This is a genomic window from Pseudomonas sp. 43(2021) (assembly GCF_017490805.1).
In the GTDB taxonomy this organism is placed as follows: Bacteria; Pseudomonadota; Gammaproteobacteria; order Pseudomonadales; family Pseudomonadaceae; genus Aquipseudomonas.
In genome coordinates this window covers 1-15,596 of the sequence record NZ_JAFGYJ010000047.1, presented here as the reverse complement: position 1 = coordinate 15,596, position 15,596 = coordinate 1, and the positions used below count along the sequence as shown (strand labels likewise).

Annotated in this window: 16 protein-coding genes; 12 read left to right on the top strand and 4 right to left on the bottom strand. The window is 64.0% G+C overall.

The features are described 5' to 3' along the window. Positions 1 to 119: 119 nt before the first annotated feature. Positions 120 to 659, bottom strand: a complete 540-nt coding sequence (locus tag J5M71_RS25270) for an Rrf2 family transcriptional regulator (protein ID WP_207838148.1) — start codon at positions 657 to 659, stop codon at positions 120 to 122. A gap of 258 nt (positions 660 to 917) precedes the next feature. On the opposite strand from J5M71_RS25270, the gene J5M71_RS25265 reads away from it, so the two are divergent. Then, positions 918 to 2,120 (top strand): NAD(P)/FAD-dependent oxidoreductase, encoded by a 1,203-nt coding sequence (locus J5M71_RS25265; RefSeq protein WP_207838145.1) that lies wholly within the window; start codon positions 918 to 920, stop codon positions 2,118 to 2,120. 159 nt (positions 2,121 to 2,279) lie between these two features. Here the strand turns inward: J5M71_RS25265 and J5M71_RS25260 are convergent, their stop codons facing one another. Further along, positions 2,280 to 3,686, bottom strand: coding sequence for a cytosine permease (locus J5M71_RS25260; RefSeq protein ID WP_207838142.1), 1,407 nt, complete (start codon positions 3,684 to 3,686; stop codon positions 2,280 to 2,282). Between the two features lie 317 nt (positions 3,687 to 4,003). On the opposite strand from J5M71_RS25260, the gene J5M71_RS25255 reads away from it, so the two are divergent. The 10 genes from J5M71_RS25255 to J5M71_RS25210 all read left to right on the top strand — a co-directional run bounded on the left by J5M71_RS25255 (position 4,004) and on the right by J5M71_RS25210 (position 13,471). Further along, positions 4,004 to 4,489: a flavin reductase family protein gene (locus tag J5M71_RS25255; RefSeq protein WP_207838140.1), complete on the top strand. Its 486-nt coding sequence runs from the start codon at positions 4,004 to 4,006 to the stop codon at positions 4,487 to 4,489. A 75-nt stretch (positions 4,490 to 4,564) separates the two neighbouring features. Next, complete coding sequence (locus J5M71_RS25250) at positions 4,565 to 5,605, top strand: LLM class flavin-dependent oxidoreductase (protein WP_207838137.1); 1,041 nt, start codon at positions 4,565 to 4,567, stop codon at positions 5,603 to 5,605. A gap of 472 nt (positions 5,606 to 6,077) precedes the next feature. Continuing rightward, the gene (locus J5M71_RS25245; protein ID WP_003258678.1) at positions 6,078 to 6,674 is read left to right on the top strand and encodes an amino acid synthesis family protein; all 597 of its coding nucleotides are present in this window, start codon (positions 6,078 to 6,080) and stop codon (positions 6,672 to 6,674) included. Between the two features lie 68 nt (positions 6,675 to 6,742). Further along, complete coding sequence (locus J5M71_RS25240; protein WP_207838135.1) at positions 6,743 to 7,576, top strand: alpha/beta fold hydrolase; 834 nt, start codon at positions 6,743 to 6,745, stop codon at positions 7,574 to 7,576. Then, positions 7,573 to 9,054 (top strand): aldehyde dehydrogenase, encoded by a 1,482-nt coding sequence (locus J5M71_RS25235; RefSeq protein ID WP_207838132.1) that lies wholly within the window; start codon positions 7,573 to 7,575, stop codon positions 9,052 to 9,054. The genes J5M71_RS25240 and J5M71_RS25235 overlap by 4 nt, the downstream gene beginning before the upstream one ends. A gap of 12 nt (positions 9,055 to 9,066) precedes the next feature. After that, positions 9,067 to 9,552: a flavin reductase family protein gene (locus J5M71_RS25230; RefSeq protein ID WP_112252637.1), complete on the top strand. Its 486-nt coding sequence runs from the start codon at positions 9,067 to 9,069 to the stop codon at positions 9,550 to 9,552. Between the two features lie 142 nt (positions 9,553 to 9,694). Next, positions 9,695 to 10,084 (top strand): carboxymuconolactone decarboxylase family protein, encoded by a 390-nt coding sequence (locus tag J5M71_RS25225; RefSeq protein ID WP_207838129.1) that lies wholly within the window; start codon positions 9,695 to 9,697, stop codon positions 10,082 to 10,084. 90 nt (positions 10,085 to 10,174) lie between these two features. Next, positions 10,175 to 10,921 carry a GntR family transcriptional regulator gene (locus J5M71_RS25220; RefSeq protein WP_063913667.1) on the top strand — a complete coding sequence of 249 codons (747 nt, stop codon included), beginning with the start codon at positions 10,175 to 10,177 and terminating at the stop codon, positions 10,919 to 10,921. A 21-nt stretch (positions 10,922 to 10,942) separates the two neighbouring features. Beyond that, entirely contained in the window at positions 10,943 to 11,506 is a 564-nt protein-coding gene (locus tag J5M71_RS25215; RefSeq protein ID WP_207838127.1) for an NUDIX hydrolase, read from the top strand. A 183-nt stretch (positions 11,507 to 11,689) separates the two neighbouring features. Next, positions 11,690 to 13,471 (top strand): ATP-binding protein, encoded by a 1,782-nt coding sequence (locus J5M71_RS25210; protein ID WP_207838125.1) that lies wholly within the window; start codon positions 11,690 to 11,692, stop codon positions 13,469 to 13,471. Positions 13,472 to 13,475: 4 nt separating this feature from the next. Here the strand turns inward: J5M71_RS25210 and J5M71_RS25205 are convergent, their stop codons facing one another. Next, positions 13,476 to 14,108: a LysE family translocator gene (locus J5M71_RS25205; RefSeq protein WP_207838123.1), complete on the bottom strand. Its 633-nt coding sequence runs from the start codon at positions 14,106 to 14,108 to the stop codon at positions 13,476 to 13,478. A 94-nt stretch (positions 14,109 to 14,202) separates the two neighbouring features. Further along, entirely contained in the window at positions 14,203 to 14,817 is a 615-nt protein-coding gene (locus tag J5M71_RS25200) for a LysE family translocator (RefSeq protein ID WP_207838120.1), read from the bottom strand. 112 nt (positions 14,818 to 14,929) lie between these two features. Between J5M71_RS25200 and J5M71_RS25195 the strand changes: the two genes are divergently transcribed. Beyond that, positions 14,930 to 15,382, top strand: a complete 453-nt coding sequence (locus J5M71_RS25195; RefSeq protein WP_015270735.1) for an Lrp/AsnC family transcriptional regulator — start codon at positions 14,930 to 14,932, stop codon at positions 15,380 to 15,382. The last annotated feature ends 214 nt before the right edge of the window (positions 15,383 to 15,596 follow it).

Sequence of the window (15,596 nt, the reverse complement as noted above, 5' to 3'; positions counted from 1 at the left end):
GCCTGGACTGGCCTCTTCGCGGGTAAACCCGCTCCCACAGTTACCCCACAAGTCTCAGAGATTGGGATGCCCCTGTGTGAGCGGGTTTACCCGCGAAGAGGCCGGTGCAGGCAACAGATTCACACCTGACTGACCGGAATATCCCCTGCCCCCTTACCCTCCCGCCGCTCACCCATCCAGGCATTGACCTTCTGCCCGAACTCGGCCGGCGCCTTGCGCCCGAACCGCCGCGCCAGATCAAGGATGGTCTGCTGCGCCAGGGCCTCTTCCATGCGCTTCTGCGCACCCAGCATCACCGCATGGATCGCGCAGGTGCCCTCGGTCGCCCAACCCGGTGGCGAACCCTCGAACAGGCTGCAGCGTTCGCGAACTTCGCGGCAGTCGAAGATCTTCTTCGGCCCGTCGATGGCATTGACGATATCCAGCACGCTGATTTCATCCGACGGCCGCGCCAGCCGGAAGCCACCGCGCACGCCCTCGGTGGCAGCCACCAGCCCGGCACGGGCCAGCTTGGTGAAGACCTTGGCCAGGTACTCCTGGGGCACTCCCTGCAACTCCGCCAGGTCGCGCACGCTGGACTCGCGCGAGTCGCCCCGCTCGTCCACCAGGAACAGCAGGCAATGGATACCGTATTCGACGCCAGCACTGTAGAGCGACATATCTATCTCCGACCAATCTTGTCGCAAATGATACGCCCGTAGTACCTGGGCCGCAAAGCGCGCGGCTGCCGCCGGTCGGCCTGTTCAATCCATTCAACCCAACAAATACGGCTATTCCGGCCAGGAAGCAGCGGTGCGCAGTGTCACCCTCGTGTAAAAAAGACTTGCACCCACAAACTACGACTAATAGAGTCGTAGTTATTCGAGCGGCACACAACTCGCCCTCGAAGCCCCCTTCGAACCTTGCGGAGCACCCTCATGAAATCGAACATTCTCATCATCGGTGCCGGCTTTGCCGGTGTCTGGAGCGCCCTCAGCGCCGCACGCCTGCTCGACCAGGCCCAGCGCGCCGACGTCAGCATCAGCGTCCTCGCTCCACAGCCAGAACTGCGCATCCGCCCGCGCTTCTACGAGGCCGACGTGCACGGCATGAAGGCCCCGCTGGGCGAGCTGTTCGAAGCCGTGGGCATTCACTTCATCCCGGGCAGCGCCGACAACATCGATACCGAAGGGCGCAGTGTCAGCTACACCGACGCCCAGGGGCTCCGGCAACGGATCGCCTACGACCGCCTGATCCTCGCTGCCGGCAGCCAGGTCGCACGCCCGGCAGTGCCTGGCCTGGCCGAACATGCATTCGATGTCGACCAGATGGAGTCGGCCATGCGCCTGGAGCGCCACCTGGTCGGCCTGGCCGCCCTGCCCGCTTCGCCTGCACGCAACACCGTGGTGGTCTGCGGTGGTGGCTTCACGGGCATTGAAACCGCTACGGAAATGCCTGCCCGTCTGCGGGCCATCCTTGGTGCCAGTGCGGCGCTGCGGGTAGTGGTGGTCGATCGCGGTGCGCAGGTTGGCGCGGCGCTGGGCGCAGGTATCACGCCATCGATCGTCGCCGCCAGCGAACAGGCCGGGGTCGAGTGGCAGATCGGCGCCTCGGTAGTGGCCGTCGATGCCGGTGGCGTTACCCTGGACAACGGCGACCATATCGCCAGCAACACCGTGATCTGGACCGTTGGCGTCAAGGCGAGCCCGCTGACTGCACAGGTTTCCGGCGAACGCGACAACTTCGGCCGGTTGAAAGTGGACGGCCACCTGAAAGTGCTGGGCCAGGACCATGTGTACGCCACCGGCGACACCGCCTGGGCCGCGGTGGACGAGCTGGGCAACCACGCCCTGATGACCTGCCAGCACGCCATCCCGATGGGCCGCCACAGCGGCAACAACGCCGCGGCCGACCTGCTCGGCCTGCAGCCGCTGGTATACCGCCAGCCCAAGTACGTCACCTGCCTGGATCTGGGCGAATGGGGCGCGGCGTATAGCGAGGGTTGGGAGCGCGAACTGAAACTGCATGGCCAGGAAGGCAAAGACCTCAAGCGCCAGATCAACTCTGTGTGGATCTACCCGCCAGCAGCTGATCGCGCCCTGGCCCTGGCCGCTGCCGACCCGTCGATTGCCATCGCTTGACGCAATGGTCTCTGAACTGCCGGGCCACGTTGTGGCCCTTCGCGGGCACGCCCGCCCCCACGGCATGCGTGACGCCTGCAAGGGCAAGGCGCTACCTGTGGGAGCGGGCGCGCCCGCGAAGGGCCGCAAAGCGGCCCCAATGAGTGCAGCAGTTTTCTATCAGTCACTGACACTCACAACCCGCCCCGCCTTCCCGGCAGCCGTGCCCCGGGTCGCCAGGCAGTAATACAGCGGCACCGTCACCAGCAAGCCGAACAGCCACGACAGGTCGGCCCCTTCGACGATATTGGCATACGGCCCCACATACAGCGCCGTATTGGCAAACGGCAACTGCACCAGGATGCCGCAGGCATAGGCAATGATCGCGTGGTGGTTGAAGCGGCCATAGATGCCGCCGTCGGCACTGAAGATCGAGGCGATGTCGTACTGGCCTTTCTTGATCAGGTAGAAATCGATCAGATTGATCGACGCCCACGGCACCAGCACCAGCAGCAGCGCCAGGATCAGGCCGATGAACTGGCCGATGAAGTCCGCCGAGGCATTCAGCGCCACCATGCCGCAGCCCACCAGAATCACCGAAGCCAGCACCACCCGCACCTTGATGCTCGGCGTCCACCCGGCGACGAAGGTCTGGATCGCGGTGACGATCGACAGCACCGCGCCATACAGGTTGAGGGCGTTGTGGCTGATGATGTTGAGCAGGAACAGCACCATCAGGATCGGGCCCAGCCAGCCGGTGGCCTGCTTGACCGCATCCATCGCATCGGTGCCTTCCGGTACGCACAGCACCGCCACCGCACCAAAGCTGAAGCACAGGATGGTGCCCACGGTCGCGCCGAAGTAGGTGGCCCAGAACGGCTTGGCAATGCCCACTTCACGCGGCAGGTAGCGCGAGTAGTCGGAGGTGTACGGCGAGAAGCTGATCTGCCAGATGGTACCCAGCGACACGGTGGCGATGAAGCCCGACAGGTTGAACGCGCCACGGCTGAAGAAGTCGGCTGGCAGCTCCTGGGCGAACATCATGATGAAGCCGGCCAGCAGCGCCGACCCCATCACCCAGGTACCGATGCGATTGAGGATGTGGATGAAGCGGTAGCCGATCACGCCAATGGCGGTGGCACTCAGGGCACCGATCACGATCGCGCCCGGCATCGGCACGCTCGGGGTGATGCCATGGATGGTCTTGCCTGCCAGGACGATGTTGGAAATGAAGAAGCCGACATAGATCAGCGCGGTGAAGAACACGATCAGCAAGGCGCCGTAGCGGCCGAACTGGCCACGGCTTTGCACCATCTGCGGAATCCCCAGCTGCGGTCCCTGCGCAGAGGCAAGGGCGATGACCACGCCCCCGACCAGATGGCCCAGCACGATAGCGACCAGGCCCCACAGCAGGTTCAGGTGGAACACCTGGACCACCATGGCGCCGGTGACGATGGGCAGTGGCGCGATGTTGGTACTGAACCAGAGGGTGAACAGGTCGCGCGCCTTCCCGTGGCGCTCGGCAGGTGGAACGTAATCGACCGTGTGATTCTCGACAAACTGGTGTTGCGACGACGGTTGGGACATAGGATTCAGCTCGAAAGGTCGTTTTTATCTTTGTAAGGAAACCGCATCTAGGCGGCCTCTCAGCTGCAGACCATATTATGGTATTCCAAACTTTTGACAACACTGATCCGCTGGAAAAAACGCCCACTGATCCGCTTGCGCAATCCCTGCGACAAACCGCCTCGCCGCTGAAGCCCACGGTATACGTGGCTTTGAGCCGTTCATCGTGTAACCCCTGGGCTTGAAAATTCCGCTTGCAAAATAGGTATTACGGTATACCATCAGACACATCAACGATAAAAACCGCGGACCACCGCAGCCCTTCAGAGGTACACCAGATGATCGACGCAACCGTCTACAAGCACGTCCTGGGCTCCTTCCCGTCCGGCGTTACCGTCATCACCACCCTGGACGACGACGGCTCGGTCGTCGGCCTGACCGCCAGCGCCTTCTCCTCCCTGTCGATGGACCCGCCGCTGGTGTTGTTCTGCCCCAACTACACCTCCGACTCCTACCCCGTGCTGATCAAGCAGAAGCGCTTCGCCATTCACCTGCTGTCCGGTGAACAGCAGGCCGAGGCCTATGCCTTCGCCAGGAAGGGCAAGGACAAGGCCAGCGGCATCGAGTGGTCCCTGAGCGAACTGGGCAACCCGATCCTGGCCGGTGCCACCGCTGTCATCGAATGCGAATTGTGGCGCGAATATGAAGGTGGCGACCACGCCATCATGGTCGGCAAGGTGCACAACCTGATCGTCCCTGAGGAGGCGCCACGGCCGATGGTGTACTGCCGCGGCAGGATGGCCAGCCTGCCGGCCTTTGCCTGAAGCCTGTTCTGAATCGAGACCGCTGGTGCCAACCCTGCCAGGCGCCAGCCCCTTTCAAGCGTTGAGGAAAGCCCCATGAAATTTTCGTTGTTCGTGCACATGGAACGTTGGGATGAACAGGTCAGCCACCGCCAGCTGTTCGAAGACCTGACCGAACTGACCCTGATGGCCGAGAACGGCGGTTTCAGCACCGTGTGGATTGGCGAACACCACGCCATGGAATACACCATTTCGCCAAGCCCGATGCCGCTGCTGGCCTACCTGGCTGCGCGCACCGACAAGATCCGCCTGGGCGCTGGCACCATCATCGCGCCGTTCTGGAACCCGATCCGCGTGGCCGGCGAATGCGCCCTGCTCGACGTGATCAGCAAGGGCCGCATGGAAGTGGGCCTGGCCCGTGGCGCTTACCAGTTCGAATTCGACCGCATGGCAGGTGGCATGCCGGCCACCGACGGCGGCAAGGCCCTGCGCGAAATGGTGCCGGTGGTGCGCAAGCTGTGGGAAGGCGACTACGCCCATGACGGCGAAGTGTACAAGTTCCCCACCTCCACCAGCGTGCCGAAACCTTACAACGCCGTACCGCCGATGTGGATCGCCGCCCGCGACCCGGACTCGCACAACTTCGCCGTGGCCAACGGCTGCAACGTCATGGTCACCCCGTTGATGAAGGGTGACGAGGAAGTGCTGGACCTGAAGAACAAGTTCCAGGCCGCCCTGGACAACAACCCGGGCGTGCCGCGCCCGCAACTGATGGTGCTGCGCCACACCCACGTGCACAGCCCGGCCGAGCCGGAAGGCTGGAAAGTCGGCGCCCAGGCCATCTCGCGCTTCTACCGCACCTTCGATGCCTGGTTCGGCAACAAGACCACCCCGGTCAACGGCTTCCTCGAGCCAAGCCCGGAGTCGAAGTTCGCCGAAGTGCCGGCGTTCGAGCTGGAGAACATCCGCAAGAACACCATGATCGGCACCCCGGAAGAAATCATCGCGCGTATCAAGTACTACCAGGCGCTCGGCGTCGACGAGTTCAGCTTCTGGTGCGACAACAGCCTGCCCCACGCCGAGAAGAAGAAATCGCTGGAGCTGTTCATCAAGGAAGTGGTGCCGGCGTTCGCCTGAATTCCCATTGCCTTAAAGATTGCGGGACGTGCCCGCTCCCGTGGGCCTCTGAGGCCTGCGTGAGCGGGCTTTTTTTGGGATGTACGCCTTCGGATTTTTGGTGTCGTTGAGATCGAGCGCCGCCCGCGCGGCGCATCGCGAGCGAAGCTCGCTCCTACATTTGTTGCAACGTGACCATGCCTGTGAGGCCATGGTTGTCAGCCTTGTTTGCAAGGCTCAAGCCATGCGTCAAAGCAGGCAACGATGGCGTAACAGGTTCGGCACGTTGCAACAAATGTAGGAGCGAGCTTCGCTCGCGATGCGCCGCGCGGGAGGCGCTCGATCTATCACACACCACAAAACCCGCGGCATACCCAACGCGCGCCCACCTTTCGTCCCCTCGCAAGAGAAATTTCCAGCCACCTCTTGCACAACAAATATTATGGTATACCATCAGACAACAAGAGCTGATAACCCTCACCAGGAGCCACCCATGAGTTTCGAAATCCGCAAGATCGTCACCTACTCCGAAGAGACCCGCATCGAAGGCGGCAAGGCCACCGACAAGCCGGTGACCATGGTCGGCCTGGCCGTGGTGATCAAGAACCCATGGGCCGGTCGCGGTTTCGTTGAGGATCTGAAGCCGGAAATCCGCGCCAACTGCTCGGACCTGGGTGCCCTGATGGTCGAGCGCCTGACAGCTGCCATCGGCGGCGCCGACAAGATCGAAGCCTACGGCAAGGCCGCAGTCGTCGGCGCCGACGGCGAAATCGAACACGCCTCGGCGGTGATCCACACCCTGCGCTTCGGCAACCACTACCGCGAAGCGGTACAGGCCAAGAGCTACCTGAGCTTCACCAACAAGCGCGGTGGCCCGGGCACCTCGATCCAGATCCCGATGATGCAGAAGGACGACGAAGGCCTGCGTTCGCACTACATCACCCTGGAAATGCAGATCGAAGACGCCCCGCGCGCCGATGAAATCGTCGTGGTCCTGGGCGCCTCCGACGGCGGCCGCCTGCACCCGCGCATCGGCAACCGCTACATCGACCTGGAAGAACTGGCTGCCGAAAAAGCCAACGCTCAATAACAACAACCAAGACGGGCCGGGGCGTGGCGTGCTTACCCGCCGCGCCCGACCTTCAAGGAGCGCCCTCCATGATTCAGCCTGTCGCTGAACGCACCCCCGCCGGCACCAGCTACCTGTCCGTCGGCCAGGGCCAACCCGTGGTACTGATACACGGCGTGGGCCTGAACAAGGAAATGTGGGGCGGTCAGTTCGTTGGCCTGGCCAACGACTACCGCGTCATCGCCTACGACATGCTTGGCCACGGCCAGAGCGCGCTGCCGCCCGCCGACATCGGCCTGGAAGGCTATGCCGCACAGCTCGCCGAACTGCTCGACCACCTGCAGATCGCCCAAGCCACCGTGATCGGCTTCTCCATGGGCGGCCTGGTCGCCCGGGCGTTCGCCCTCAACTACCCGCAGCGCCTGGCTGCACTGGTAGTGCTCAACAGCGTGTTCAACCGCACCCCCGAGCAGAGTGCCGGCGTTATCGCCCGCGCCGCCCAGGCTGCGCAGTTGGGCCCCGACGCCAACGTCGACGCCGCGCTCGACCGTTGGTTCAGCCGTGAATACAAGGCTGCCAACCCGGCGCAGGTCGCCGCCATTCGCCAGGTGCTGGCGAGCAACGACCCGCAGGGCTACCACACCACCTATTCGCTGTTCGCCACCCAGGACATGTACCGCGCCGCCGACCTGGGCAGCATCCAGGTGCCGACGCTGATCGCCACCGGCGAGCTCGACTCGGGCTCCACCCCGGCCATGACCCGCCAGCTCGCCGCCAGCATTCCTGGCGCGCACAGCGTGGTCCTTGCCGAGCAACGGCATATGATGCCGGTGGAAGCACCGCGTGAAGTCAACAAGATGCTGCTGGACTTCCTCGCGCAAGCCCGCACCCTCACCGAATCCGCCAAGGGGATTGTTGCATGACCCTCGTTCGTTTCCAGATGTGCATCGACGGCCAATGGCGCGATGCCCAGAGCGGCAAGACCTTCGACAGCCTCAACCCGGCCACCGCCCAGGCCTGGGCGCAACTGCCCGACGCCGACGAAGCCGATGTGGAACTGGCCGTGCAGGCCGCCCAGCGTGCCTTCGACAGCAAGGAATGGCGCAGCATCACCGCCACCGCGCGCGGCAAACTGCTGCGTCGCCTGGGTGACCTGATTGCCGAAAACAAGGAACACCTGGCCCAGCTGGAAAGCCGTGACAACGGCAAGCTGATCCGTGAAACCCGCGGCCAGGTCGGCTACCTGCCGGAGTTCTTCCATTACACGGCGGGCCTTGCCGACAAGCTTGAAGGCGGCACCCTGCCGCTGGACAAGCCCGACCTGTTCGCCTACACCGTGCACGAGCCGATCGGCGTGGTGGCCGGGATCATCCCGTGGAACAGCCCGTTGTACCTCACCGCAATCAAGCTGGCCCCGGCCCTGGCCGCCGGCAACACCATCGTGCTCAAGCCGTCCGAGCACGCCTCGGCGACCATCCTCGAACTGGCCCGCCTGGCCCTCGAGGCCGGCTTCCCGGCCGGTGTGGTCAACGTGGTCACCGGCTACGGCCCCAGCACCGGCGCGGCGCTCACCCGTCACCCGCTGGTGCGCAAGATCGCCTTCACCGGCGGCGCCGCCACCGCCCGCCACGTGGTACGCAGCAGCGCCGAGAACTTCGCCAAGCTGTCACTGGAGCTGGGCGGCAAGTCGCCGAACATCATTTTCGCCGACGCCGACCTGGACAGCGCCATCAACGGCGCCGTGGCCGGCATCTATGCCGCCTCCGGGCAAAGCTGCGTGGCCGGCTCGCGCCTGTTGGTGCAGGACGAGATCTTCGACGTGTTCGTCGAGCGCCTGATCGCCCGCGCCAAGCGCATCCGTATCGGCAACCCGCAGGACGACGCCAGCGAAATGGGCCCTATGGCCACCGCGCAACAGCTGGCCGTGGTCGAAGGCCTGGTGGCCGCGGCCAAGGCCGAAGGCGCCAAGCTGCACATGGGCGGCAAGCGTGCCGAGGTCGAGGGTGACGGTTGGTTCTACGAGCCGACCCTGTTCGAGTGCGACAGCAACTCGATGACCATCATGCAGGAAGAGGTGTTCGGCCCGGTTGCCGCGGTAATCCGCTTCAAGACCGAGGAAGAGGCCCTGGCCATCGCCAACGACTCGCAGTTCGGCCTGGCCGCCGGCATCTGGACCCGCGACCTGGGCCGCGCCCACCGCCTGGCCCGCGACGTGCGTTCGGGGATCATCTGGGTCAACACCTACCGCGCCGTGTCGGCCATGGCGCCGATCGGTGGCTTCAAGAACAGCGGCTACGGCCGTGAAAGCGGCATCGATTCGGTGCTGGCCTATACCGAGCTGAAGACGGTGTGGATCAACCTGTCCACCGCGCCTATGCCCGATCCCTTTGTCATGCGCTAGGAGATTGCGCCCATGATCGAACCAGGCATCTACAAAGACGTGATGGGCTCCTTCCCGTCCGGTGTCACGGTGGTCACCACCCTCGACGCCGACGGTGGCATCGTCGGCATCACCGCCAGCGCGTTCAGCGCGCTGTCGATCGACCCGGCGCTGGTGCTGTTCTGCCCCAACTACGCCTCCGACACCTACCCGATCCTGCGTGACAGCAAGCAGTTCGCGATTCACCTGCTGTCCGCCGACCAGACCGCCGAGGCCTATGCCTTCGCCGGCAAGGGCAAGGACAAGGCCAACGGCATCGACTGGCACCTGAGCGAGCTGGGCAACCCGCTGCTGGCCAAGGCCACGGCGATCATCGAGTGCGAACTGTGGCGCGAGTACGACGGCGGTGACCACGCGATCATCGTCGGTGCGGTGAAGAACCTGGTGCTGCCGGCCGAGCCGGTGACCCCGATGGTCTACCACAAGGGCAAGCTGGGCGCCCTGCCCCCGCTGGGCTGATAGACCTCATTGGCTTCTTCGCGGGCTCGCCCGCTCCCACAGGGATCGCATAGGTGCTGAAACCTGTGCAGTACCTGTGGGAGCGGGCAAGCCCGCGAAGAACCCGACACCGATGACCCTGTTTCATTCCGGAGTACTGCACATGAGCAATGAAAAGTACGAAAAAGGCCTGCAGATCCGTACCCAGGTGCTGGGCGAGGACTACGTCAACCGCTCGATCCAGAACGCCGACGACTTCACCAGGCCGTTGCAGGAACTGGTCACCGAATACTGCTGGGGCCACGTCTGGGGCCGCGAAGGCTTGTCGCTCAAAGAGCGCAGCATGATAAACTTGGCCATGATTTCCGCGCTCAACCGGCCCCACGAGCTCAAGCTGCACATTCGCGGCGCCTTGCGTAATGGCCTGAGCCGTGAACAGATTCGCGAGATCCTGCTCCAGGTCGGCATTTATTGCGGCGTGCCCGCGGCGGTGGACAGCTTCCGCCTGGCCCGCGAAGCGTTCGCTGAAGCCGATGCGGAGCCAACCCGTTAACACCGGGCTGTTCGAACCCACGCAAGGAGCACCCCAGGTTCGTGGTGCTCTTGCGGTTGCGGCCGGGCAGCCTCTTTAAGAGCGCACTTGATGAAACGCCAGCCACTCGACGACAGCTTCAAGGTCAACCGCAACCCCGTTACCCTGCGCGAAATCGTGCTCGACAAGCTGCGCGCCGCGATCATGAACTTCCACCTGCTGCCAGGCGACCGCCTGGTAGAGCGCGACCTCTGCGACCGCCTCGGCGTCAGCCGCACCTCGGTACGTGAAGCCCTGCGCCATCTGGAATCCGAAGGTCTGGTGGAATTCGCCGACGCCAAGGGCCCGCGCGTGGCCATCATCACCCTGGAAGACGCCCGCGACATCTACGAGCTGCGCTGCGTGCTCGAAGGCCTGATCGTGCAACTGTTCACCCTCAACGCCAAGGCCAAGGACATCCGTGCCCTGGAGCGTGCGCTGGAGGTTAACCGCGAAGCCCTCGAAGAAGGCGAGCTGCAACAGGTGCTGGATTCGGTACAAGGTTTCTACGATGTGCTGCTGGAAGGCTCCGGCAACCAGGTGGCGGCCCAGCAGCTGCGCCAGTTGCAGGCGCGCATCAGCTACCTGCGCGCCACCTCGGTGTCGCAGGAGAACCGCCGCGGCGCCAGCAACCGCGAAATGGAAAAGATCGTCGAGGCGATCAAGAGCGGCGACCCGCTGGTGGCCCACCAGGCCTCGGTCGACCACGTCCGTGCCGCCGCCAAGGTGGCCCTGGACTACCTGCGCCAGAAGCAGGATGACAACGTCAAGGTGCGCGACATGGTCGAGCCCCTGGCTCTGAAGGATCCACGCATATAAGCCACCCATAGGCCACTGATCATGCCCACCGCCCCGCGCTACTGCCCGCACTGCACCAAGGAACTGGCCCGGGGCGTTCCCACAGGCGACACCCACGAACGCCTGCACTGCAACGGCTGCGGCTATATCCACTACGTCAACCCGAAGATCATCGCCGGCTGCATCATCGAGCGTGATGGCAAGTACCTGCTTTGCCAGCGCGCCATCCCGCCGCGCCCCGGCACCTGGACCTTGCCGGCCGGGTTCATGGAGGCCGGCGAGACCACCGAGCAGGCGGCCCTGCGCGAGGTCTGGGAAGAAAGCGGCGTACGCGCCGAAATCGTCTCGCCGTACTCGATCTTCAGCGTGCCGAAGATCAGCGAGGTGTACATCATCTTCCGCGCCATCGCCACCGAGGAAACCGGGCAGTACGGGGCGGAAACGCTGACATACAGGTTCTTCGAGCCGGACGAGATCCCGTGGGACGAAATCTATTACCCGGCAATCCGGCAAATTCTCGAGCGCTACATCCTCGAGCGGCAGGCCGGGGTGTATGGCATCTACATGGGCAATGACGACACCGGCAAGGTGCACTTCATTCGCTAGCCTGTACCGGCCTCTTCGCGGGCCTGCCCGCTCCCACATGTACGGCGCAAAGCTTGAGCAATGTGCTATCCCTGTGGGAGCGGGTTTACCCGCGAAGAGGCCGGTACAGCCACCCAAAACGCTCGCCAAACGTCTATTCTGGATGCACCCTAAAGGCCTTATGCAAAAGGACCAGCAGAGCACATGGCAAAATGGCTAGACGGCGGCGGGCTGATGGCCGAACGCATCCGCAATCACGATTGGGCCGCCACCCCGCTAGGCCCGCTGCAGCACTGGCCCGACCCGCTGAAGACCAGCCTGGCCCTGTGCCTGGCCTCGCGCTTCCCACAAGCCGTGCTTTGGGGCCCCGACCTGCTCACCCTGCACAACGACGCGTTCTCGCAGATTCTCGGGCAAAAGCCCTCGGCCCTGGGCATCCCCTTCCGCGCCGTGTGGCAGGAAGCCTGGGCCGACATCGGCCACATGGCCAACCGCGCCCTGGCCGGCGAGGCGGTGTACATCGAAGACTTCCCGCTCATCATCGACCGCAACGGCGGCCCCGAACGGGCCTATTTCACCTTCTGCTACAGCCCCATCCGCGACCATGACGGCAAGGTGCTGGGCATGCTCGACACGGTCACCGAAACCACCGCCAGCGTGCTCGCCAACCAGCGCCTGAACTTCCTCGACGACCTGGGCCGTGCCGTGGCCGACGCCACCGAACCGGACCAGATCCTCGCCATTACCACGCGCATGCTGGTCGAGCACCTGCAACTGTCGAGTTGCGCCTACGCGGTGATGGAGCCCGACGAAGACGGCTTCACCATCTGCGGCGACGCCGTGGCGCCCGGCTCGCCGCATCTTTTAGGCCAATACCAGCTGCACGATTTCGGCAAGCTGGCGCTCAGCCGCCTGCGCAGTGGCCTGGCCTTGGTCATCCATGACAACCTGAGCGAGCTGCCCCCTGAGGAAGCCGCCAGCTTCCAGGCCATCGGCATCACCGCGACCATTTGCATGCCCCTGATCAAGGGCGGCCGACTGACCGCGCTGATGGCCATCCACGACAAGGTGCCACGGCAGTGGACCCATTATGAACAGGCGCTGATCAGCGAAGTCACCGAGCGCTCCTGGGCGCATATCCAGCGGGTGCAGGCCCACGCCGAAGTGCGCGCGGCCATGGCGGCACTGGAGGCGCTGAATGCCACTCTGGAACAGCGCGTCGACGAGCGCACCACCCAGTTGCTGCATACCGAAGCCGTGCTGCGCCAGACCCAGAAGCTTGAAGCCATCGGCCAGCTGACCGGCGGCGTGGCCCATGACTTCAACAACCTGCTGACCATCATTCGCTCGTCGCTGCACTTTCTGCAGCGCCCCAACCTCGACGCACAGCGCCGCGAACGCTACCTCAAGACCATGTCCGACACCGTCGAGCGCGGTACCAAGCTGACCGGCCAGTTGCTGGCCTTCGCCCGCCGCCAGGCCCTGAGCCCGCAAGTGTTCGAGGCAGGGCCACGGCTGGAGGCCATGGCCGACATGCTCGACACCGCCACCGGTGCGCGGATCCAGGTCGAGCTGCAATTGCCACAGGCGCCTTGCCATATCCGCGCCGACCTCAACCAGCTGGAAACCGCCGTAATCAACCTGATGCTCAACGGCCGCGATGCAATGGCCGGCGAAGGCACCTTGCAGTTGCGCCTGCAGGTCGACCAGCGGCTGCCTGCCCTGCGCGGCCAGGCACCACAGCCGGGCCCGTTCGCGGCGATTTCAGTGAGCGACAGCGGTGTCGGCATTGCCGACGAACTGCTCGAGCGCATCTTCGACCCGTTCTTCACCACCAAGGCACCAGGTGAAGGCACCGGGCTCGGGCTGTCGCAAGTGTTCGGGTTTGCCAAGCAGTCCGGGGGCGATGTGCAGGTGAGCAGTGTCGTCGGCCAGGGCACCACCTTTACCTTGTACCTGCCCCAGGAACCGCCGCCTGCGACCTAGATGGTCAGCGCCGCCCTTCGGCCAGCATGCGCACGGCCAGACCTGCCAACACCGTGCCCATCAACCAGCGCTGAACTTGCTGCCACAAAGGGCGACCAGCCAGGAACACGGCGATCGATCCGGCCATGATCGCGATCAGTGCATTGACCGAAACGCTGATGGCGATCTGCGTCGACCCCAACACCAGCGACTGCAGCAGCACGCTGCCATGCCCCGGCTCGATGAACTGCGGCATCAGCGACAGGTACATGACGGCGATCTTGGGGTTGAGCAGGCTGGTGGCAAAGCCCATGGTGAACAGCCGCCGCGGGCTGTCGGCCGGCAGGTCGCGTACCTGGAACGGCGAACGGCCACCCGGTCGCAGTGCCTGCCAGGCCAGGTACAACAGGTACAGCGCGCCACCGATGCGCAGCACGTCGTAGGCAAAGGGCACAGCCATCACCAGGGCGGTGATGCCCAGCGCGGCGCAGAACATGTAGATGACGAAACCCAGGGCCACGCCACCCAGCGAAATCAACCCGGCCTTGCGTCCCTGGCAGATCGAACGGGAGAGCAGGTAGATCATGTTCGGCCCTGGGGTCAGGACCATGCCGAGGCAGATAAGGGCGAAGGTGAGCAGTTGCGTGGTTTCGGGCATGGAGCACGTCCTGGATGTGCGTTGAAGTGGTGCGAGTTTATCCGAGGCTTGGTCTGTCGTCTGTACTGGCTTGCCGGCGATGAGGCCAATGCATTCAACCCATTTGGCCGGCTATCAAGCCGAGGGCCACCGTGATCATCGCTACCCCCGACACCCGGCCAACCAGCTTCGCCGCCCCCGGCCGGGTGCTCAGCACGGCTTTGGCGCCATAGCCGACCAGCGAGTAGATCACCAGCGAGCTGCACAGGTGTACCAGGCCCAGCAGCAAGATCTGCAACGGCACCGGCCAGCTGGAGTGCGGGTCGGTGAACTGCGGCAACAGCGCCAGGAACAGCAGGAACACTTTCGGGTTCAGGCCGCTGACGCAAAAACCCTTGAATGCCCAGCGCGAACCCGACTCCCCCGCCCCATCCTGCCCGGCAGCCGGCAATGCCGGGCTCAGCAACAGGTTGCCACCCAGCCACAACAGGTAGCTGCACCCCGCCAGGGTCAGCAAGGTCAGCGCCAGCGGGTGGCCGGCCAGCAGGCTGCCGACCCCGGCTGCCACCACCAGGGTCGCGAGGAAATGCCCTGACAACATCCCCGCCACCGCGGGCATTACCCAGCGCCCGCGCATGCCGGCCGAAATGGCATAGGCCCAGTCCGCTCCGGGGGTAATCACGAACAGCATCGACACGGCCCAAAACGCCGTCAGAACACTGAGAGCCACTTGAATCTTCCTTTTTCCACTGCTTTGCGATGACGAAAGATTACGGATTCCGCCGAGGGATTTTCTTTCGTATATTCCCCACCAACCCTCAATGACTGGAAGATCCTTTTCAATGGACAGGACAGATCGAAAAATCCTTGCCGAGCTGCAAAAAGATGGTCGGCTATCGGTGACCGAACTCGCTGACCGTGTGGGGCTCAGCCTGTCGCCCTGCCATCGGCGCCTGAAGGCACTAGAGGAATCCGGCGCGATTCTTGGCTATCACGCCCGCTTGGCACCGAGCGCCCTGGGGTTGAACTTTGCCGCGCTGGTCTTCGTGACCCTGCGCGAGGTCACCCGCCAGCCGGTAGCGGACTTTGAAGCAGCGCTGGCCGAGATCCCGCAGATCGTCGAGGCGCAGCGGCTGTTTGGCGACCCGGATTACCTGCTGCATGTGGTGGCCAAGGATTTGCCGGCGTTCCAGAAGCTGTATGACGAGCAGTTGACCAGCATTCCCAATGTGAAGCGGTTGAGTTCGACCCTGGTGATGAAAGAGGTGATTCAGGATCGGTTATTGCCGATGTAGGTGTTTCCCTCAGTGCCGGCCCTTTCGCGGGTAAACCCGCTCCCACCTCGACCGCATTGACATCAAGTCATGCCAGTACCTGTGGGAGCGGGTTCACCCGCGAAAGGGCCGGTACAGGCGACCTTTTTATCTGCCCTGAAAACGCGCACGGCGCCCCACCAAAGCACACCGCTTCTCGCCTCCACAAGGCCCAAACCCCTCTAGCCCAAGCCCT